Below are 20,151 nucleotides of genomic sequence, written 5' to 3' on the forward strand. Positions count from 1 at the left end.
TTTTCAAAGGCTTTTCGAGGCTACCGACGAGGTTGTTTGCGTTGCCGCTTGCCCTGTCGATGTGGCGCATTATAGAGATCCAGCTCACATTGGCAAGGCTTTACCGCAATAAAATTGCAAAAAAGTGCAATTTATTAGTTATTCATATCAATACACAGCCTTTATACAGACTTATCCACAGACAAGGGTGAGGTGCGGGGTTTTGTCTCCGGATATGCGCCTCAAAACGGTACAAGCCCCCATCCATCATCGCCGCACCGTCGCGTCTGACGCACAGCACCAACGGCCTCTTCTATATAAAGAGGCATATATAGAGGCGCTTATCACAATCCAGCCTCTTTGACCCAGCACGCCATCAGCTCGCTGGCGGGAAGATCCCGGCAGCCCGATACATTCTGCCCAGCCCACAGCGGAGAGAACCCGCTATCGCCCCGGGACTCGGCGGCGGTGCGCAGCGGTGCCAGTGCGCCACTGGCATAGGGGAAGTGAGGGGCAAACTCCGAGAGTGGGCCCAGATCCCGCATCAGACGGTTGACGATACCCCGCGCAGGACGGCCGCTGAACAGATTGGTCAATGCCGTCTGCTGGCCCTGTGGCGAATGTAGGACGGCGCGATGCAGCGCCGAGGTTGTCGCTTCATGGCTGCAGAGAAAGGCAGTGCCCATCTGCACGGCGCTAGCCCCCAGCATCAGCGCGTTGGCGATCCCCTTGCCATCGACGATACCGCCAGCGGCAATCACCGGCAGATCGGTTGCCGCGAGGATCTGTGCCAGCAGGGTCAAGGTGCTCTGCTGCAAAGCGAGATCATTAGAGAGGAAGTGGCCACGATGACCACCCGCCTCCAATCCCTGGGCGATGATGGCATCGGCGCCATGGTGAGCGAGCCATACGGCCTCCGCCACCGTGGTGGCACTGGCAAATACCTTGGCCCCCGCATCCTTCACTTGGACAAGCAGCTCGGGCGCGGGCAAGCCGAAGTGAAAGCTGACCACCGCCGGTCTGAACTCAGCCACCATGTCTGCATGATCCTCATTGAAGGGGGCACGGCTTGGCGCCATCGTAACGGCTGGAGGCTGTACGCCGAACTCGGCGTAGTAGGGAGCAAGGCGCTGCTGCCAGCAGGCCAGTGCAACGGGCTCCGGTTCCCGTTGCCGGTGGCAGAAGAAGTTGATGTTAAATGGCCCAAGGCCGCTTTGGGAAAGACACTCCAATTCGCCGCGCAGCTCCGCAGGCGTGAGCATGGCGGCAGGCAAGGAGCCCAAGCCGCCCGCACGGCTCACGGCCAGAGCAAGATCGCTTCCCTGCACACCAGCCATCGGCGCCTGAATAATGGGATAACGCATTCCCAGCTCGGTAAAGAGGCTCATCCATTCACCCCGTTTGTCGCGTCCGCCGCCAGATGTGCGCGGGCCAGCGCAATGGCGCCGTCGATGGCACTGCGGGCCTGTGGGCTGTTCTGCCAACAGGTCGAGCCCAGCATGCTGGCCACCAGCTGGACGATATGGGTAGTATCGACCTCGGCCAAGCTGGCCAGGGTATGGTAGCCCAGCTGTTCGAGCCGCCCGATAACGGTCGGCCCCACCCCTTTCACGCTGAGCAGCAGGGCCCGCTCTGTCGGGCCAAACCGGTTGTTGCCATCCATCTGTCAGACTCCTTTCCGATAGCCGTGGTTGTACATCAGGCCCGCAAGGGGCCCAATGGTGAGTGAAGACTTAACGCACGCTGCGCAGCAGGAAGTCCGGCTGACCACAGGAGCGGCGCTCGCGCTTTTGCATCTCGGCAGAGCAGGTGACCGCATCCGCCCCCTCTTTATTGACGCAGATATAGATCTCCCGCAGGAAGCGGCCACCATCGGCACAAGCCACTGTAATGTTGTCGGGGGCCAGCCACTCGTTGGCGCTCGCCAGATCGGCCTTGAGCTGGAAGCTGCTCTTGCGCAACGGCTCTTCCGGCGATTGATAGGCCGCCGGGATCTTCACCTTCTGGCGCAAATCGCTCGCCAGCTGATGGAAGGCCTGCTGGCTCAGCCCGGAGCAAGTGCCGTGCTTCTCCCACTCATGGCGATAGAGAAAACGGCTGGGGTAGAGGTCGGCAAACTCGCTCTCCATATCGGGATCGAGCCGTTCGCGGGTGCAGTTGCTGGGGTAACCGCGATCGTACTGGGGCCAAAGACCGTGCAGCACAAAGCCCAGCTTGCGAGAACACTGGTCCCGATCGGCCGGTTTGACGGCGCAATGCTCGGGCGACCAGGAGAGCGCCATGGCGTAATAGTCAAACTCCCCCGCCTCCCCTTTGGCCTGCACGGCCGAGGAGAGCAACAAACCACCCGCCAACAGGGCAATCATCTTCTTCATCTATATATGTCCATCTAATGCGACTCGGGATGACAGCCATGCTCCCATATTCTGACGGCGGGAAACAGCCATGCCGAGACGGCGCGCGACAAGGGTCAGACCAGTCAGGGGGTTTCACCAGAGGGCGAGCGGGGGTAAGCTGACCGACCGGTAGGCTCCTCGCCCACCACCAGATAATCCTCTTGGCAACCACAGGATGTAACATGATCCGCAAGAATCCCTCCGGCCACCTGCCTGTCATCGACGAATCCGCCTATATCGACAAGACCGCCATCATCTGCGGCAAGGTGATCATCAAAGAGAATGTCTTTGTCGGCCCCTATGCGGTGATCCGCGCCGACGAGGTGGATGCCAACGGCGAGATGGAGCCCATCGTCATCGGCGCCAACTCCAACATCCAGGATGGCGTGGTGATCCACTCCAAATCCGGCGCCGCCGTCACCATCGGCGAGTACACCTCCATCGCCCACCGCTCCATCGTCCACGGGCCCTGCGAAGTAGGGAACCGGGTCTTTATCGGTTTCAACAGCGTGCTGTTCAACTGTCATATCGGCGACGGTGCCGTGGTGCGTCATAACTCGGTGATCGATGGCTGTGATCTGCCGCCGGAGTTCTACGTCCCCTCCACCACCCGCATCAACCAGCAGAGCGATCTGACCCATATTCCGCGGGTTTCGGTCGACGCCGCCGAATTTTCCGAGGACGTAGCCCACACCAACATCGATCTGGTCAAAGGGTACAAGGCGCTCTCCAACGAGTTCTAAGCCCTTCTTTTATTACCAGAGAACAAAACGGGCGCCGAGGCGCCCGTTTTTCATCTGACTATATATGAAGGCTAGATGGCCCTGACGCAGGTGGCGGCATGGGCCTCATCCGCCAGATCCCACAGCGGGTCGCCAGTGCTCAGATCGAGCAGCGGCAGCTCACCAGTCTCGTTAGCAGTAGCATCGCTGCTCCAGTAGCGGTTGTAGAGCGGCCACCCCTGCTGCTGGAGCAACTGATCCGTCGTTCCATCCTTGTTGTAGGCGGCAAACAGCACCTCCAACTCGGCCCGGGTCGGAAGACGCCAGTCATCATGACCGCGCGCCACCAGCTGCTGGCAGTAATCCCGCGCCCGCGCCTGACCCATGGTCACATACTCCAGCGGGAAGGGGTTGTAGTCACCATCGCTGTCACTGCTCACACCGTCATAGGAGATGGACAGACGCTCCGCCTCGTCCCTGGTCAACTGGCAGACAAAGGCAAGCTTGCCCGCAACCAGCTCGGGTTGACGGCAGCCCCGGGCAAAATCGGGCTGGGCATCCACCACCTGCACCGTCACGGTCAAGGTGTGACGAGCCGTGGTCGCCACCAGTCGTGCCGTACCGACCGCCACACCGCGCACCTCACCCTCCGGGCTCACGGTGACGAACTCCGGCTGTTCGCTGCGCCACGCCACTGGCGCATCAAGCGGGCTGAGAGAGCCATCGCTCAGTTGCCACTGCAGTTGCAGAGGGAGTGAGCGCCCCACTTCCAGCTGTGGCTGGGCAGGCAGCACCGCCAAGCCGGTGATCACGGCTCCCACCGGGGTCGGATCATCCGCCTCACTCACCCCCAGCTCAGCGACCGTGGCCGGGATGCGGCGCGGCTCGGCCGAGGCACTGCGCAGAAACTCGCCGATGGCATCCAGCTCGTCATTGCTAAGGCCAAGAGCATGCAGGTGATCGGAGGCTTTGGGGAAGAAGGGATCGTATTGATCCGCGCCGGTCGGGAAGCCGACCCCGCTGCTCCACTTGGTCACGCCAAAGTTGTACATGGCCACCACCCCCTGCACCGAACCACCGATGCGCTGAGCCAGGATCGGGAAGATGCCGTTGTGCATATAGGGGCCGGTAAAAGCGACGTCCCGCAAGCTGGGGGTCTTGAAGCGACCGATATCTGCTTTGTCACGGGTCTGCAGGAAGCGCCCGCGATCTTCCAGCTTGCCACGACCGTAATAGGTGAGCCCCACACTCTCGAACCCGTGCTGACTCAGCAGCGGGCCGGAGTGGCAGTTCATGCAGCGGCCATCGGTACGGTAGAGGTGCATCCCCCACAGCGCCTTGTCACTGAGCGCCTGACTATCCCCTTTGACGAAACGCTCAAAATCGCTGTCGCGGCTGATGATGGTGCGCTCGAAAGTGGCGATCGCCTTGGCGATCCGCTCCAGCGTGATCCCCTGATCGCCAAAGGCGGTGGCAAAAGCAGCCTGATAGTCGGGGCTGGCCTGCAAGCGAGCCAGCAGCTCGTCATGACTCAGCGCCATTTCGATGGGATTCTGGATCGGATGAAGCGACTGCTCCTCCAGCGTGGCGACCCGCCCGTCCCAGAACTGGGTCGAGCTGAAAGCGCTGTTGAGAATAGAGGGGGCGTTGCGATTGCCCTTCTGACCCAGATGACCGACCGATACGCTCAGGCCGTCGCTCCACCCTTTTTGCGGATCGTGGCAACTGGCACAGCTGATGTCCCGCCCCCTGGAGAGCTGCTTGTCGAAAAAGAGCTGTTGACCCAACACCACCTTGGCCCGGCTATAGGGGTTGTCGGCCGGGAAGGGAACGGCCGGTAGCGGCCCCAGCTCCTGCCATTCCACCCCTTCATCCACCCGGGCGGCGGGCCATTGGGCTGACGCGCCGCTGTATTGGGCACGCAGAACCGCCATGTCCGGCTTGCTGCTGTCGCGCACCACGGAGGGTCGCACCGGATAAGGAGCCAACGCATACCAGAGCAGACTGCCCTCCCCCTCATCCAGCCAGGTTCGGGTCGCCAGCTGATAGAGACGGGGCTGACCCGCACCATCCTGCAGCCAGAGCTGGGCAGGCAGGGTGACGGCAAAGGTGTTGGGGTAACGCCATGCCGACTTGTCACTGCTCAGCAATCGCTCGAATTCGGAGAGGGTCGGCAGGCGCCAGTCGCTGCGGCCGCAACCGCTCGGCACCGCCGCCACTTGTGTCTGATTGGCAATCGTCAACGCATTGGAGTCACTGCCATAAAGCCAGTACTGGCTGCCCTTGACCCCGCTGACCGTGCGCACATCGTGCAGGCACTGCCAGGAGCCCCGCACCACCAGCTGACCCTGCTCATCGAGGCGAAGCAGATCCGCCGTCTCCGGCTCGTCCGGCTGACTGGGATTGGCAGGATAGAGCTGGGTGCGAGCGGACTGGATCTGGGCGCTGTTGCTGCGCTGATACCAGCTGCGCGCCTGCTTGTCATCGCGCAGGACCAACAGCATCTGCCAGCTGTCGGCATAGTCGAGCACAGCGCCCGGCTGGCGTTGGGCCAACAGGAAAGCGGCGTAATCCTGAATAACAGCCTGTTGTTGCAGGCGGATCTCCTCTGCTCTGCCCCACTCGGCCTGATTGAGAGAACCATCTCCGCTCTGATCCGCCAGCAGGAAGAGCGCAGTCTCCTCCTCGTTCAACACCAGCCGCGGTACGCTGTTGCGGCGCGCCAGAGTGATCCCGGCCGAGAGATCCGCCACCCGCACCGATACCGCACGCAGCAGATAGCCCTCGTCGCTACCGAGCAGCTCCAGCGGCTGATCCAGTTGCAGACCCGCAGGCAAGGTGATGCTGACAGGCTGGCCCGGTTCGATGATCTGTTGCACGCTGATCCCGGTTGCCACCTGTTTCACCTCGAGCCGTGCCCCCGCCCCCAGCCGATCGGCCACATTGATCTCTATGGTCAGGGGCACCCGGGTATGGGTTTCTGGCGGCACGATTGGTGGCGTTATGGGCGGTTCGGTCGGCTTGACGACCGGCGGGGTCACCTCGAGTGAGGGGGCCACCGACGTATTGCTGTGATTGTCATTACATGCGGTCAGTGCCAGCAGGCTGAGCAGTAAAAGGCTGGTTTTCATTCGTTATGGTTAGGTGGTCAGACAAGTGCGCGATTATCCAATCAAACGCCAATCATTATCAATTGCATTTAATTAATATGCTTTTTAACAACAACGCCTTATCAGCAACTCCTTATCAGCCAATGAGAGAGGGCAGCCTCTTTGGCTGCCCTCGCTTGCTTCAAACCCGCTTGTCGAAAGTCCGACAATCTTCAGGAGCACTTCTTCAGGCTGATATGCCAGTTGGCACCGGATTGCACCTGATGTTTGGCGGCGAAACTGTCCATGTTCAGCGCCACCGACACCTGCAGCAGGCTGTTTAGATAGACCAGCGGTTGCCCTTCCGCCACATCGCCAAAGCTGCTGACGTAGGGGGCCTTGCCGTCGTATTTCAGCGCAGACCCTTCGCTGATCTTGATGCAGGCGGTATCCCCCTTGTTGATCCCCGCCTTGGTCAGCAGTGCATCGTCGATGTTGGTCCAGACGTTGCCGTACTGCACATCGAGGATCGGGATAGTGCCCTTGAGTGTGCCATCCTTCTCGGCCACCGCTGGCTGATAGGGGATCTTCACCACCTCGGCAGGCAGTTTCGGGCCTACCTGCTCGTAGCTGATGGCGCCGGAGGCGAGCCGTGCGCCGGTGTAGGCATACACATCGCGGCCATGGAAGGTGTAGGACTTCTCGGAGCCCTTGAGGCGGTTGGTCTTCTCGTCGATCTGGCGCACGGTGTCGATGCCGAAGTGCTCCGCCACCAGAGTCAGGGTGCCGTTATCCGGGCTGACGATGTAGTGGCCGCTCTTGGTCTTGATCACCACCGACTTGCGATCGGTGCCGACACCCGGATCCACCACGCTGACGAATACAGTGCCCTTGGGCCAATACTGCAGGGTCTGATAGAGGCGGTAGGAGGCTTCCCAGATGTTGTAGGCCGGGATCTCGTGGGTCAGGTCATAGAGCGGCAGGGTACGATCCACCCCGAAGGCGACCCCCTTCATGGCCGAAACGGCACCATCTTTCAGGCCGAAATCGGTCTGGATCACCAGCGCCTCATTGGCGGCAGCGATGCCGCTGGCCAACATGAGGGCGAGCGCAATGGCGCGGGGAGCGGTACGAATATCCATATCTGAACTCCTGAATCGTATAAGGATGAACAACAAAACAGCCATTTAGACATCCAGACTGCCATTAATGGATTTTTTTGCAAGAGGTTTGCACCAAAGTGAGCCACGGCTCGCAGAAAATGTGCTCGCCAAACGGCGACAGCGGGGGTATCAAAGACAGAATGGGAAAACGTTTACAATACAGGAGCCCAGCACCATGACACAACCCGTACCGGAGATGATGACCCTGCTGCTGGAAATTGGTGAACAGCGCAGTCAGGTCTGGCTGAGCCAGCCAGATGCAACGACGCCACAGGCATATCCGCTGGCGTTCGGTACCCACGCCATCCAGCCAGGGCCGTTTCGCAACGCGCCGCCCACCCCGCTCGAACTGGAGCGGGCCATCATGGTGGTGGAAGATGAGCTGATGCGCATTGCTCCCCAGATCCCGTCCGGCTTGCAGCTCACCCTGCACAGCCAGCCTTCACTGGCAGAAGTATTGGGGGGGAATCTGCTCAGCCGGGATCTGGTGGAGCAGGCCTTCGGTCAACTGGCCGCCATGGCAGAAGGAGATCCCCTCGCCGCCAGCCAGTTGCCGCGTGATGAGTGCTTTGCTGCCGTGCTGCTGATCGTCAGAGAGTGGCTGCACCATCTGGCGAGCGAGAGCGTGCTGATCGTGGAGTAAAACGAAACCAAGTGATCAAGGCTTCAGCTTCTGGCAAGGGTTGTCGGCGGATCCTATCGGGATTTCTTTCGCATATACTTCGTTCGTATGGCGCCAGCGCCTCTATCGGTACCGCACTCAAAGCCTATGACCACACCTTCAGGATCCTCTCCAGTTATTCACTGGCCACCTGCTTTTGCTCGTCAGTTCATGCTCAAAATACTGGGCTTGCTCCTCTTGGCGCTGACCGGGTTAGGGAGCTTGTTCTATTACACCTACCTCAACGTCCAGCACGATATGGATCTCATCACCGCCAAACAGAAGAACGTGTTCGAAGTCTTCTATCAACGGGCCAAGATCCTCGAGGTGGAGAACATCACCCGCTATCTCGCATCCCATTACTCCCCGAGAACCCCTACCCACGTCCTCCATAACGGACCGGACACCGACTACCTCTATGGCTACGACCTGAGAAACCAGCAGCGCTTTGCCGATATTCCGCTGCAATCCCCGGCCGCCAATATCCTCAACACCTTTCGTTATGCCCTCTCCTATCCGGAGGTGGTCAACATCTACACCATCTGGAACGACTACCGGTTGCTCGGGATGGTCGCCGATCACAATGTACTGCCCACCAAGCTGGCGCAGCTCAAGGTGGATCTGATAACGCAACCCGCCTGGTATCACTACTTCGGTTGCATCGGCTTTGCCGCCAACCGCACCTTCTGCAGCACCGACGAAGCCTATGTCTCTGATATCGAGTTCGACAACTTCAGCATGCGCAACACCATAACGATGTACTTCCCCTTCCTCCACCAGGCGAGGTATGGCGTTGCCAAATACGGGCTGCTCGGGATCGACATCGCCGTCGATGAGGCGTTTCAGGATGTGCTGCGCCCCTTCGATACCGTCAACCCGACCCGAACCAGCATCTCGTTTAATGCCGCCGAACCTTGCTATCGCTGGCACCTCTGCCTGAACAAACCCTTTATGCGCACCAAGGCGGGGGAAGATCTCTATCTGAAGTGGTCCTACTCCGGGCTCGATTTCGTCAAGTTGACGCTGCACAGCCCCGCCTTCAAGGTCTATCTCATCGTCCTGCTGCTGGGCATGGTCGCCTGGAAACAGCTTTACCAGCGACTGCGCACCCTGGCCCATACCGACCACCTGACCCGCTTGCCACGGCGGGACATTCTCACCCAGAGGATACTGCACGAGCACGACTACCTGATGCTCCTCGATATCGACAATTTCAAGTCAATCAACGACCGCCATGGCCACACCGTGGGCGATGCGGCGCTGGCCGCTTTTGCCCAGCACCTCAGGCATAACCTGCGCAAGGTCGATAGCGCCATCCGCTGGGGTGGCGAGGAGTTTCTGGTGCTGTTTCGGGGGATGGAGGATGACGAGATGATGATCCACTCCGCTGCCCGTCTGCTGGATCGGCCATTGCGGATCCCCGAGTTGCCAGCCCCCATCACCTTCTCCGCCGGGGTGATCCGCATTCGCGACTACCTCACCGTCACTGAGGCGGTGCATCTGGCCGACGAGTTGCTCTACCACGTCAAACAGCACGGCAAGCACAACATCGCCTGCTACGAGGGCAAAACGATCCGGCTGATCCGCCCGTTGCCGGACGACGCAGAGGCATAGCCGCCTTCTGCCGATCCCCCTGCTTCTGTTACCATCGCGGCCACGATGATTGTGTCGTTGTGGCCGCTGGCCGCGATAACCCCATACTGGTGCCTTCTATGTCCATTGCCTCCTTTGCCGAACTGGCCCTCTCCCCTCGTCTGCAGCAGACCCTGAGCGAACTCGGCTATGCCGCGCCCACCCCCATTCAGGCTCGCGCCATCCCGGTCATTCTGGCAGGTCGCGATCTGATGGCTGGCGCCCAGACCGGCACCGGCAAGACCGCCGCCTTCGTGCTGCCGCTGCTTGAGCAGTTGCTGCAAAACCCGACGAGCGATGCCCTCCGCCCGATCCGCGCACTGGTACTGGTGCCGACCCGCGAGCTGGCGGTGCAGGTCGCCGAGAGCGTGGCGCGTTACGGCCAAGGCACCGGCCTCACCAGCACGCAAGTCTACGGCGGGGTGAGCATAGCGGCTCAGGTAGAGGCGCTGAAAAACGGAGTGGATATCCTGATCGCCACCCCGGGTCGGCTGCTCGACCATCTGCGGCAGGGGGCGTTGAGTCTGGCGGCGCTGCGTCATCTGGTGTTTGACGAGGCGGACCGGATGCTCGACATGGGCTTTATGGACGAGATCAAGGCGCTGCTCAAACAGATCCCGGCGGATCGCCAGACCCTGCTCTTCTCCGCCACCTGCGATGACAACCTGTTTGCCCTCTGCAAGGTGCTGCTACGCGACCCGGAACTGATTGAAGTGGCGCCGCGCAACACCACCGCGGCCGAGGTGGAGCAGCGGGTCTATACGGTGGACAGCGATCGCAAGCTGGCGCTGGTCGAACACATGCTGAAAGTGAAAGGCTGGGCACCGGCGCTGATCTTCAGCCGCACCCGGCAGGGGGCTGACAAGCTGGCCCAACAGCTCGGCAAGGCGGGCATCAATGCCCTCGCCTTCCACGGCGATCTGTCGCAAAGCGCGCGGGAAAAAGTGCTGCTGGAGTTTCGCGCTGGCACTCTGCAGGCGCTGGTCGCCACCGACGTGGCAGCCCGCGGCCTCGATATCACGGATCTCAACTATGTGATTAACCTCGAGTTCCCGTTTGTGGCGGAGGATTACGTCCACCGTATCGGTCGCACCGGCCGCGCGGGCAACAAGGGGCTCGCCATCACATTGTTCAGTCCGGAAGATGCGCCGCTGCTGGAGAAGGTGGAAGCAGTGCTCGACACCCGTTTACCCCAGCAGTGGTTCCCGGGCTTTGAGCCGGATCTGACCCGCTTTGAGCCCGAGCCGCGCCGCAACAGCAAGGCGGCCCAGAAGCAGCGCGCCAGAAAGCAGGCGCTGGCGGGCAATAAAGGCAGCAAGGGCAAGCGCTAACCCCATCCCCCCTGGATCGGAAGATCCCCTGATAGGGCCTCTCTTGGCCACTGACAGGGTTCGCCAGCGGGAAAATGGTCACTATAAGCTGAATTTATGGGTTTTCCCGAAATGACCCAACTTTAGCTTATACCACTGCCCCCAAGGCCCATCTGACGGCCAAGAGCCAAATCCAGGCCGCCAGAGGCCATAAAAAGAGCACGCCCGATCGGGCGTGCTCTTTTTCTCAGGCGGTTCACTCCGACCGCTTGTTCCAGCCATTGTCACGCCAGCCAACAGGCGCTGCCGAACCTAGGGCGCCGCCGCCAGTTCCGGTGGCAAAGCACGCAGGATCTGCCGCTCTGCCAGAGTCGAGAGGATAAACATCACCAGATAACCGATGCCCAGCGCCACGATAATCGCCACCACGTTGGCGGTGAACTCGGCCACCAGATAGTAGGCCGCAACCAGCGCCACTATGCCCGCCAGCCGGATCAACAAACTCTGGGTAAAGTGACCGTGGGCCTTGATATAGGCGAGCTGATAGCCGTTGAGCATCATAAAGATAAAGAAGATGGATAAGTGGAACAGCACCGGCACCGCCCCCACGTAGTCGGCGGGGAAGAACAACAGCACCAGCGGCTTGCCCGCCAGCAGCATCAGGCCAAAGAACGCCAGACTGACGATGGCGGAGAGACGGAAGATCCAGCGGCGAATAAGCCTGATCTGGCGGTGATCGCCGTTGCGCAGATTGACTGCCAGCTCCGGCAGCACAAAGCGGTAGATGGGGAAGACAAACAGAGTGGTCATATAGGTGAAGATGGGGCGCACCACCACCTGAAAATCCCCCAGCTCGTCGATGCTGAAGTGGCGGATGGTGAGCAGCACTGTGATATAGATCATCAGGATGCTGGCCCCCGCCTCCAGCGAGGCGGTAAAGCTCTTCTTCACATAGCTCACCATCTCGGGGCCAAGCTCAACTTTAGCCAGCGGCTTGGTGGCGATGGCCCGACGGCGCGCAACATACATAAAACCGGCGATGGCGAGCGAGGAGAAGGTCAGCCCGTAGAAGAGCGAAGGGAGCGCATCCATCCCCAATCCGAAATAACAGGCCATAAACAGCAGGCCATTGGCCAGCGGCTCCAGCCAGGTGACCCGGTTGGAGAGCTGATACATCCGGTACATGGCCACCAGATTGGTGAAGTAGACCTTGAGCCCCAGCCCGAAGATGACCCCCACCAGTTGCAGATACTCCACCCGGATATGGAGCCCGTGCTTGATATAGGGGATCACCGCCCCCCAGGTGAGCAGCACGATGCCGATCAGGAAGTAGCGAAAGATATTGATGATGTCCCGATCGTTTTTGGTCTGGGAGTAGCTCACCACCATGGAGGAGCGAAAACCGGTCATCAGGATAAAGGAGAGGGAGATCAAATCCACCACGCTGTTGAACAGCGCCAGCTCCCCCTTGGCGACCCACTGCGCCAACCACACCTTGAAGGCGAAGCCGATAACGATGCTGACCAGCGAGGCCCACATCCCGGTGATAAAGGCCTGCTTGAGGCGCGCGAGAGAGGCGTATTGCATAACGAAAATTGATGGCTTTCAGGGAAAAGAGAGAAGGCCATCTTATGAAAGCCTCCCTCCCTTGAACAGCGTTAATGCCACGCACTCACAGCCACCAAAAAAACCGCAACCGCAAAACCCCCGCTCATTCCCAGAAAGCAGGTGTTTTGTGGTGTGCCGTTATGGCCGCTGCTTGCAGCAATGGCAAGGCTTGCAAGCGGTCTGTCATGCGGCGGTTATGACTGCGGCGCCGCCTTGATCAGCTCCTCGTAGTGATCAATCAGCTCGGGGCCGTGCAGCGGCGAGTCGTGGCCGCCGATCACCGTCTTGATCGGCAGCTTCATCGCCTTGAGCCGCTCGATGGTCTGCGGATACTCCTTCACATTGGCAAAGCTCAGGTTGCCCAGCTTCTCCTTGAGGATGCAGTTGCCATAGAGCACCTGCTCGTCGGGGAAGTAGACAAAGATGCCGTCCGGCGTATGGGCCGGGCCCGCATAGAAGGCGCGCACCTTGCCCTCTTGCAGCTTGAAGTCGCCATCGTGCACCACGTTGGGCAGCACCAGCGGCAGATCCGGATACTCCGGCAGCCCCTTGCGGGTAAAGGCGACAATCTCGGCCCAGTCGCTCTTCATCAGATCCCGGGTCTGGCGCGTCGCCACCACCTTGGCCCCGATGGACTTCCAGTAGGCGTTACCGCCCGCCCGATCGGTGTGGTAGTTGGTGTTGATCACCTCCAGCACCGGCTTGCTGCTGACCCGTTTGATCAGCTTGTGCAGCTCGCGGGCGGTATCCGGCGTCCAGGTCGCCCCCACCACAGTCACCCCCTTGGCCCCGAAATAGACCATGGAGTTCTCTTTGACGTAGTAGTTGTCCTCCACCACATAGACCGGGCCGCTCACCTGCTTGAGGGAGATCCCCGCCGCCCGCACGCTGCCACCCCAGAAACTCGCCATCAGCACCACGGCCCCGGCCAGCCCGCACTTTATCCAACCTTTCATCATCTTGCTCCCTCGAACCAACCGCCCCCTCGCCACCCCTGTGGCAAGCCGGGCCCATTTATCAGTGGGCAGAAAATACGGGGGATTTGTGAAGGGAAAATGAGGTTGTGTGAAGAGAAGGTGAAGTCTGGGGGAAGTCCGGCAAAATCAGCAGCGAACCAAGACCAAGATGGCGATTGGCAGTACGGGAAATGGAAAGAGGTACATGGTCAAAACATGCAGTCTCTGCGGCTTCTCGGTAACCTCCCTTTCGCGATCACTCGAATACCTTTCGCCATAAAGACATACCGTTCAATCCACATGATTTTATTTAAAAATTCACAAGCAGCACATTGAATATGCAAAGACATTCCACATGCAGTTTTTTTCAAATCCATATAATATATGGATGACATTTAAGTTAAATATCAGCACAACACAAAGAGCCTCGATTGAGGCACTCTTGCACTTACTAGGGAAAATGTAATGAATGATATTTACACTGTTGTAGACAAATTGCTAGAAAGTGATTTAGCCAAACAACCTTTATTAGCGCCTAATACATCATCCTATAGGGATGACCTAGAGTTAAAGCTAAATAATTTCATCACCATAGTCAAAACTTTATCTCCCCAAGGGGGCATCATAGAAAAAACTTTATATGAAGCCTCTAGCGAATTAGAGAATATAACAAAGAAAATTCTTTCCGCTTTAGATGAATATCTATCTGGAAATGCAGGGGAAGCATATCGCCATATCGCCGACCTATTGGAGATGGAGATAATAACTAGGCATATATTTAAACTATGCAGCTCAATGGACAAATATAGTGGCAAAAATGACAGCAACTCATTATATAGAGTTAGATTATCTGAAAAACCTCTTTTCAAAAAACATGATATGTTTCACATTCCATTTAACTCCAGACACTTAGTCGGAACACAACGTTATTCAATTGCAGGTGTTCCATGCTTATATTTGGGTTCATCACTTTATGTTTGCTGGCATGAAATGGGTAGCCCTGATCTTAATAAGTTGTACTTATCTAGATTTGGATGTCGTAAAAAAAATGTGCAGTACTTAAATCTTGCATACTCATTAAAGATGATGAAACCTGAAGGCCTTGATACATTCATTGATAATACATCTGAAATTGAAAGAGACCTTGCACGTATTATCTTCCTCCCTATATTGATAGCTTGCAGCTATAAAAAAGCTCACTCCCCCGCTAACTTTAACGAGGAATATATAATCCCCAACCTATTACTTCAGTGGGTTAGTAAAAAGAGCCCAGATATATCAGGAATATCATATTTATCGACAAACACCCCTCAGATGAAGCATCATGACATTAACATTAATTTTGTATTTCCACCGAAAACATATACCTCACGGAAGAGTTTTTATTGCCAAACACTCTCTGATATATTCGAACTTTCAGATCCTGTATCATGGCAGCTACTAGATACTGTTAGCATAGAGAATAAATATAATAATATCGACACATTAATAAGCATCAATAACATGCATGAGGATTATATAAAATACTATCACACGACAAAGTTCAAGGATCAAGAAAACAAACTAAAGAAAATGGTAGTAAAAAAAGTACATAATTAAGAGATGTAGCGTTATTTAGCTATACTGTTGAACCATAGAATACGTTTCATCAATTAATGAAAGTGGCTATCAACATCATCAACCAGATTATATCTATAACGATGTACTTGCCGACTCATTAAAGAAATGAAAGCCCAGCCGCATAACGGGTGGGCTTTTTATTATCTCAGAATGAACCCGATAGCTTTAACTCACACCACCGCTCATCCCAACGGTGGCGTCCGCGGCGGCACCATACGCTTGCTGCCGGTGGACTCGAAGGCCGAGGCGAAGCACAGCAGGTTGTTGTCGTCATAGGCGCGACCGGCGAAGGTCAGGCCCACCGGCATACCGATATCGGCCATCACCCCCATGGGGACGGTGACGGTCGGCACGCCGAGGTGGCGGATAGCGAGGTTGCCGTTGGCAACCCAGATGCCGTTGCTCCAGGCGATATCGGCGGAGGCCGGATTCACATCCGCATCAGCCGGGGCGACGTCGGCGACGGTGGGGAACAGCACGGCGTCGAGCTTGAGCCCGTCCATCCAGTCCTCCAGATCCAGCTTGCGGGTCTTCTCCAGACCGCGCAGGCCGTCCGGCACTGTGGGGATCTCGTCAAAGCGCTTGAGGCCGCGCTTGGCCATATTGACGTACTCGTCCATGCCCGCCGCCAGATCGCCCTCGCGATTCGGCAGGGTGCCCGGATCGTGGGGGAAGATCTTCGGCCCATCGACATCGGCCAGCTTGTTGAGCTTGGGGTCGCCGTTGGCGCGCAGGAAGTCGTCGAACGCCCAGCCGGAGAGCTCCCACAGCTCGTCGTTGAGAAACTCCGGGCTCACGATGCCGCGATTGAACACGGTCGGCGCGCCGGGTCGGTCCCCTTCGCAGTTGGAGACCAGCGGGAAGTCCACTTCGATGACTTCGGCGCCAGCGGCTTCCAGCGCCTTGCGCGCATCTTCCCACAGGGCGATCACGGTCTCGCGGGTATGGATGCGCTGACCGGTCGGGCCACCGATGCCGGGGTTTTCGCTGGTGCCGGCCAGTTCATCCTTGTTGATAAACATGCGCGGCACGCCGAGGCGCTTGCCCTTGAGGGCATCGGCCTTGGCAGCCAGATCCAGATAGGAAGCCGGACGCACTTCAGAGGCCTTGGGCAGCTGCACCCAGGGCTGCATGCGCCACAGATCGCCACGGGTATCGGCATCGTCGGCGACCACTACGTCGAGCACTTCTAGCAGATCATTCATGGTGCGGGCGTAGGGCACCACCACATCCATGGTCGGAGTCAGCGGCCAGTTGCCACGCACCGAGATGACACCACGGGACGGGGTGTAGGCACACAGGCCGTTGTTGGAAGCCGGGCCACGGCCGCTCGACCAGGTCTCTTCGGCGAGACCAAAGGCGGAGAAGCTGGCGGCGGTGGCGGTACCGGCCCCGTTGGAGGAGCCGGAGGCAAACGGCGCGGTCAGGTAGTCGGCGTTGTAGGGGCTCTCGGCACGGCCATAGACGCCGCGCTGCATGCCGCCATTGGCCATCGGCGGCATATTGGTTTTGCCGAGGCAGATGGCACCGGCGGCGCGCAGGCGCTCAACGGTAAAGGCATCGCGCTGGGCCACCAGATCCTTGAAGGCCGGGCTGCCGGAGGCGGCAGTCAGCCCCTTGACCAGATAGCTGTCTTTGGCGGTGTAGGGGATGCCGTCGAGCGGGCTCAGGGTCTCGCCACGGGCACGGCGGGCATCGGAAGCTTCGGCCTCTTTCAGCGCATCGGGATTGGCGACCACCACGGCGTTGAGTTTGGTGGCAGTCTCGGGGCCGTTGTAAGCCTCGATCCGGGCCAGATAGGCCTTGACCAGTTCGACCGCTGTGGTGCGGCCTGATTCGAGCGCAGCACGCAGCTCGGCAATGGAAACCTCGGTCACTTCGATCATTTTGATCTCCTGTAAAGGGTGACTGTTTGTCATGATGTTCGCCGCATCAGCGCCGGCGACCATCACACCATCAAGAGAGAAAACCCCACTGAGTGGGGTTTTGAATACTCACCGGAACCGGTTCTTATTTGCCGGAGGGGATCTGTTGTGTAATGCAGTGGATATTGCCACCGCCCAGCAGGATCTCGCGGGCCGGCACGCCGATCACGGTGTGATCCGGGAAGATCTCTTCCAGAATGCGCTGGGCTTCGCCATCGGTGGCGGCATCCAGCAGCGGATAGACGATGCGATCGTTGGTGATGAGGAAGTTCACGTAGGAACCGGCCAGACGACCTTCAGCCTCGCGCGGCACACCGGTACCGCTCTCGACACCGGCAGACTCCTCTTCAGTGCAGAACAGCGGGCCCGGCTGGGGCAGCTTCCACACTTTCAGCTTGCGACCCTTGGCATCGACCGCCGCTTCCAGCACCTTGAGGGCAGCCACGGAGCGGGCGTACTGGGGATCGTTCTGGTCATCAGTCCAGTGCAGCGCCACTTCACCCGGACGGACGAAGCAGCACATGTTGTCGATGTGGCCATCGGTTTCATCCATGTAGACACCTTCGTCCAGCCAGATAAAGCTGGTGACGCCCAGATAGTCGCGCAGGTGAGCTTCGATCTGCTCTTTGCTCAGGTGCGGGTTGCGGTTTTCGTTGAGCAGGCACTCGGCGCTGGTCAGGCAGGTGCCTTCGCCATCGACGTGGATGGAGCCCCCTTCCAGAATCAGCGGCGCGTCGTAACGAGCCATGCCGTGCTGGGCCAGCATCTGGGCCGCCACTTCTTCATCCTGATTCCACGGGTAGTAGAGACCGCCCTTGTGGCCGCCCCAGGCGTTGAAGCCCCAATCCACGCCACGGCACTCGCCTGCGGCGTTGGTAACGATGGTCGGGCCTGTGTCGCGGGCCCAGCAGTCATCGCTGTCCATTTCGACCAGAGTGACGTGGGCGGGCATGATGGCGCGGGCCTGCTCCATAAACTGGGCTGGCACTCCCATAAAGACCGGGGTGGCTTGCCCAATGGCATCGGCTACCTTGGCAAAAGTGGGCTGGGCGAAGCGACCGGCTTCACGCCAGTTGTCAGGGCGAAACGGCCAGATCATCCAGACGGCCTGCTGATGCGCCCACTCGGCGGGCATGGTGAAGCCGTCAGCGGCCGGTGTGGAATGAATGGTCTTGATGCTCATCGCAAGGCTCCTTGCATGGATTGAGGCCCCCATTTACGCCAAAACGGCGCGGGAATCCTGAAAAAATAACAGTGGGTCGCAGAGTAAGACGTTGCGCCCCCATCCATCAAATGAATAGGATGGATTGTCCCATAAACACGGCGAATAATCCCCCCATGAAACTGCACCAGCTCGACCTCAATCTGCTGCTCGCTTTTGACGCCCTGATGACGCAAGGGAGCGTCACCCGTGCCGCCGAGGCGCTCTTTATCAGCCAGCCCGCCATGAGCCACTCTCTTAACCGGCTGCGCACCTTTCTCGGCGACCCGCTTTTGGTGCGCACCCCGCAGGGGATGCTGCCGACCCCGCGCGCCCAGCGGCTGCATCTCGGGGTGCAGCAGGCGCTGCGGCTACTGGAGCAGCAGCTCACCGAAGAGGAGGAGTTTGAGCCGATCCATTCCAGGCGCCGTTTCGTGCTCTGCACCACCGACTACGTGGAGTGCGTGCTGATCCCGCCGCTTATTCAGCGGCTCAGGCGGCTGGCGCCGGGGATCACCATCGAGATCAGGATCCTGCGCGACACCCTGCCAGAGGCGGAGCTAGCGAGCGGCGAGATCGATCTGGTGCTGGGCTTTGACGAGTACATGCAGGTGCCGGGGTATCTGGGCAAGGAGACCTGGCTCACCGAGCCGCTGGCCGGACTGGTGCGCGCCGATCTGCCCATTGCCAAATCGGCCCCCGCCGGGGCCGAGGATGATCCCTCCCAGTGGCAAGAGCGCATCACCCTGCAGCAGCTGATCGCCATGCCCCATGTGTTCCACTCGCCGCTGGGCACCTCGGAGGCGAGCCTCGACCGCTATCTGAAAAGTCAGGGTTTTAGCCGCACCATCTCGGTTAACAGCCAGAGCTATATGTCCGCCGCCGCCATCGTCAGCCAGAGCGATCACCTCTTGGTACTGCCCAGCATGGTGGCCGAGCTGCTCGCCACCCACTGGCCGCTGAAAAGCCTGCCGCTGCCCGCAGACGTGCCCGACTATCACCTCAACTGCGTCTGGCACCCCGTGCACGCCCAGCAACCCGCACTGGTATGGCTCAAGGATTTGATGAAGGAGCTGGTGGGGCCGAGGTAAGGCGGAATGCACCTCGCGAAAACAACAGTGGCTCCCGAGGGAGCCACTGTTGTTTCTGCGGTATCGCGCTACGCCCGCAGGGCCCGCATCAGCTGGGCGACCACGTCGTCGAGCAGGGGGCGATCGGGGCGGCACTGGGCGAAGGTGACCAGACCTTGCAGGTTGATCAGCAGCAGGGCGGTTAGGGTGCGGATATTGCGATCCGGGGCCAGTTCGCCCTTGGCCTGCGCCTGTGTCAGCAACTCGGCCAGATCCTGCTCCAGCTCGCCGTAGATCCCCTTGACCCGCTGGGTCAGCTCCTCGTCCTGCTCGCTCAACTCCATCATGGTGCGGGTCACCAGACAGGAGCCGCAAAGCGCCTCCCCCACAATCCCGTCAAGATAGGCTGCAAGTCCCGCCAGCGGGCTCGGGTTGTCGAGCAGGGCGCGGCGCAGGGTGCGTTTGCCCTCGACATAGTGATCCACCGCAGCCAGCAGCAGGCCGCGCTTGTTGCCAAAGGCGCCGTAAATGCTGCCCGGATGCAGACCGGTGGCGGCCACCAGCTCCTGCATGGTGGTCTTGGCATACCCCTTGGCGCGAAACGCTTCCATGGCATTTCGCAGCACCTCGTCCCGATCAAACTCGGCTATGCGCATGGTTCCTCCCGTGGGAAATGATTCACCGGCAAGGGGCAAGCAGGCCCGCCGATAAAGAGTGGCTGGAAAGGGCGGCAAGTTTACCCCAGCCACCCGCTCGGGCCAACCTTCTTGAACGCGCATTCAAAAAAAGCTTGCGCCCGACGCAAAAAACGTCTTGAAT

17 protein-coding genes are annotated in these 20,151 nt (G+C 59.2%); 7 read left to right on the forward strand and 10 right to left on the reverse strand.

The window, feature by feature from the left end; genetic code table 11:
• The coding region (locus ACE1BR_RS09285; protein ID WP_374869577.1) for a hypothetical protein at positions 1-191 on the forward strand (191 nt) is incomplete at its 5' end.
• 132 nt (positions 192-323) lie between these two features.
• Here the strand turns inward: ACE1BR_RS09285 and ACE1BR_RS09290 are convergent.
• The 3 genes from ACE1BR_RS09290 to ACE1BR_RS09300 form a co-directional block, all read right to left on the reverse strand.
• Complete coding sequence (locus tag ACE1BR_RS09290) at positions 324-1,367, reverse strand: NAD(P)H-dependent flavin oxidoreductase (protein WP_374869579.1); 1,044 nt, start codon at positions 1,365-1,367, stop codon at positions 324-326.
• Positions 1,364-1,642 (reverse strand): helix-hairpin-helix domain-containing protein, encoded by a 279-nt coding sequence (locus ACE1BR_RS09295; RefSeq protein WP_374869581.1) that lies wholly within the window; start codon positions 1,640-1,642, stop codon positions 1,364-1,366. Before ACE1BR_RS09295 ends, ACE1BR_RS09290 begins: the two co-directional genes overlap by 4 nt.
• Before the next feature lie 70 nt (positions 1,643-1,712).
• Positions 1,713-2,354 carry a ribonuclease gene (locus ACE1BR_RS09300; protein WP_374869583.1) on the reverse strand — a complete coding sequence of 214 codons (642 nt, stop codon included), beginning with the start codon at positions 2,352-2,354 and terminating at the stop codon, positions 1,713-1,715.
• A gap of 203 nt (positions 2,355-2,557) precedes the next feature.
• On the opposite strand from ACE1BR_RS09300, the gene ACE1BR_RS09305 reads away from it, so the two are divergent.
• Positions 2,558-3,118, forward strand: a complete 561-nt coding sequence (locus tag ACE1BR_RS09305) for a carbonate dehydratase (protein WP_005343397.1) — start codon at positions 2,558-2,560, stop codon at positions 3,116-3,118.
• Positions 3,119-3,189: 71 nt separating this feature from the next.
• Here the strand turns inward: ACE1BR_RS09305 and ACE1BR_RS09310 are convergent, their stop codons facing one another.
• Both ACE1BR_RS09310 and ACE1BR_RS09315 read right to left on the reverse strand, forming a co-directional pair.
• Entirely contained in the window at positions 3,190-6,228 is a 3,039-nt protein-coding gene (locus tag ACE1BR_RS09310) for a cytochrome c peroxidase (RefSeq protein WP_374869585.1), read from the reverse strand.
• Between the two features lie 191 nt (positions 6,229-6,419).
• On the reverse strand, positions 6,420-7,328 hold the full coding sequence (locus tag ACE1BR_RS09315) for an S-adenosyl-l-methionine hydroxide adenosyltransferase family protein (RefSeq protein WP_374869587.1): 909 nt from the start codon (positions 7,326-7,328) through the stop codon (positions 6,420-6,422).
• A 196-nt stretch (positions 7,329-7,524) separates the two neighbouring features.
• Here ACE1BR_RS09315 and ACE1BR_RS09320 point away from each other — a divergent pair, with 196 nt between their 5' ends.
• The 3 genes from ACE1BR_RS09320 (at position 7,525) to ACE1BR_RS09330 (ending at position 10,973) form a co-directional block, all read left to right on the forward strand.
• Entirely contained in the window at positions 7,525-7,992 is a 468-nt protein-coding gene (locus ACE1BR_RS09320) for a hypothetical protein (protein WP_374869589.1), read from the forward strand.
• A 240-nt stretch (positions 7,993-8,232) separates the two neighbouring features.
• The gene (locus tag ACE1BR_RS09325) at positions 8,233-9,624 is read left to right on the forward strand and encodes a GGDEF domain-containing protein (protein ID WP_374869591.1); all 1,392 of its coding nucleotides are present in this window, start codon (positions 8,233-8,235) and stop codon (positions 9,622-9,624) included.
• A gap of 98 nt (positions 9,625-9,722) precedes the next feature.
• A complete protein-coding gene (locus ACE1BR_RS09330) occupies positions 9,723-10,973 on the forward strand; it encodes a DEAD/DEAH box helicase (RefSeq protein WP_374869593.1) in 1,251 nt (416 codons plus the stop codon).
• A gap of 291 nt (positions 10,974-11,264) precedes the next feature.
• Here the strand turns inward: ACE1BR_RS09330 and ACE1BR_RS09335 are convergent, their stop codons facing one another.
• Both ACE1BR_RS09335 and ACE1BR_RS09340 read right to left on the reverse strand, forming a co-directional pair.
• Positions 11,265-12,539: a hypothetical protein gene (locus ACE1BR_RS09335; protein WP_374869595.1), complete on the reverse strand. Its 1,275-nt coding sequence runs from the start codon at positions 12,537-12,539 to the stop codon at positions 11,265-11,267.
• 215 nt (positions 12,540-12,754) lie between these two features.
• Entirely contained in the window at positions 12,755-13,516 is a 762-nt protein-coding gene (locus ACE1BR_RS09340) for a CphA family subclass B2 metallo-beta-lactamase (RefSeq protein ID WP_374869597.1), read from the reverse strand.
• 465 nt (positions 13,517-13,981) lie between these two features.
• Here ACE1BR_RS09340 and ACE1BR_RS09345 point away from each other — a divergent pair, with 465 nt between their 5' ends.
• The gene (locus ACE1BR_RS09345) at positions 13,982-15,115 is read left to right on the forward strand and encodes a hypothetical protein (protein WP_374869599.1); all 1,134 of its coding nucleotides are present in this window, start codon (positions 13,982-13,984) and stop codon (positions 15,113-15,115) included.
• 203 nt (positions 15,116-15,318) lie between these two features.
• On the opposite strand, the gene ACE1BR_RS09350 is transcribed toward ACE1BR_RS09345, so the two are convergent.
• Together ACE1BR_RS09350 and aguA are read right to left on the reverse strand one after the other, a co-directional pair.
• On the reverse strand, positions 15,319-17,022 hold the full coding sequence (locus tag ACE1BR_RS09350) for an amidase (protein WP_374869601.1): 1,704 nt from the start codon (positions 17,020-17,022) through the stop codon (positions 15,319-15,321).
• A gap of 124 nt (positions 17,023-17,146) precedes the next feature.
• Positions 17,147-18,244 (reverse strand): agmatine deiminase, encoded by a 1,098-nt coding sequence (gene aguA / locus ACE1BR_RS09355; protein WP_374869603.1) that lies wholly within the window; start codon positions 18,242-18,244, stop codon positions 17,147-17,149.
• A 155-nt stretch (positions 18,245-18,399) separates the two neighbouring features.
• On the opposite strand from aguA, the gene ACE1BR_RS09360 reads away from it, so the two are divergent.
• Positions 18,400-19,353 carry a LysR family transcriptional regulator gene (locus ACE1BR_RS09360; RefSeq protein WP_374869605.1) on the forward strand — a complete coding sequence of 318 codons (954 nt, stop codon included), beginning with the start codon at positions 18,400-18,402 and terminating at the stop codon, positions 19,351-19,353.
• A 68-nt stretch (positions 19,354-19,421) separates the two neighbouring features.
• Here ACE1BR_RS09360 and ACE1BR_RS09365 read toward each other — a convergent pair whose 3' ends face one another.
• Positions 19,422-19,988, reverse strand: coding sequence for a TetR/AcrR family transcriptional regulator (locus tag ACE1BR_RS09365; protein WP_374869607.1), 567 nt, complete (start codon positions 19,986-19,988; stop codon positions 19,422-19,424).
• Positions 19,989-20,151 lie beyond the last annotated feature (163 nt).

It is taken from the genome of Aeromonas sp. MdU4, from assembly GCF_041929505.1.
Taxonomy (GTDB): domain Bacteria; phylum Pseudomonadota; class Gammaproteobacteria; order Enterobacterales; family Aeromonadaceae; genus Aeromonas.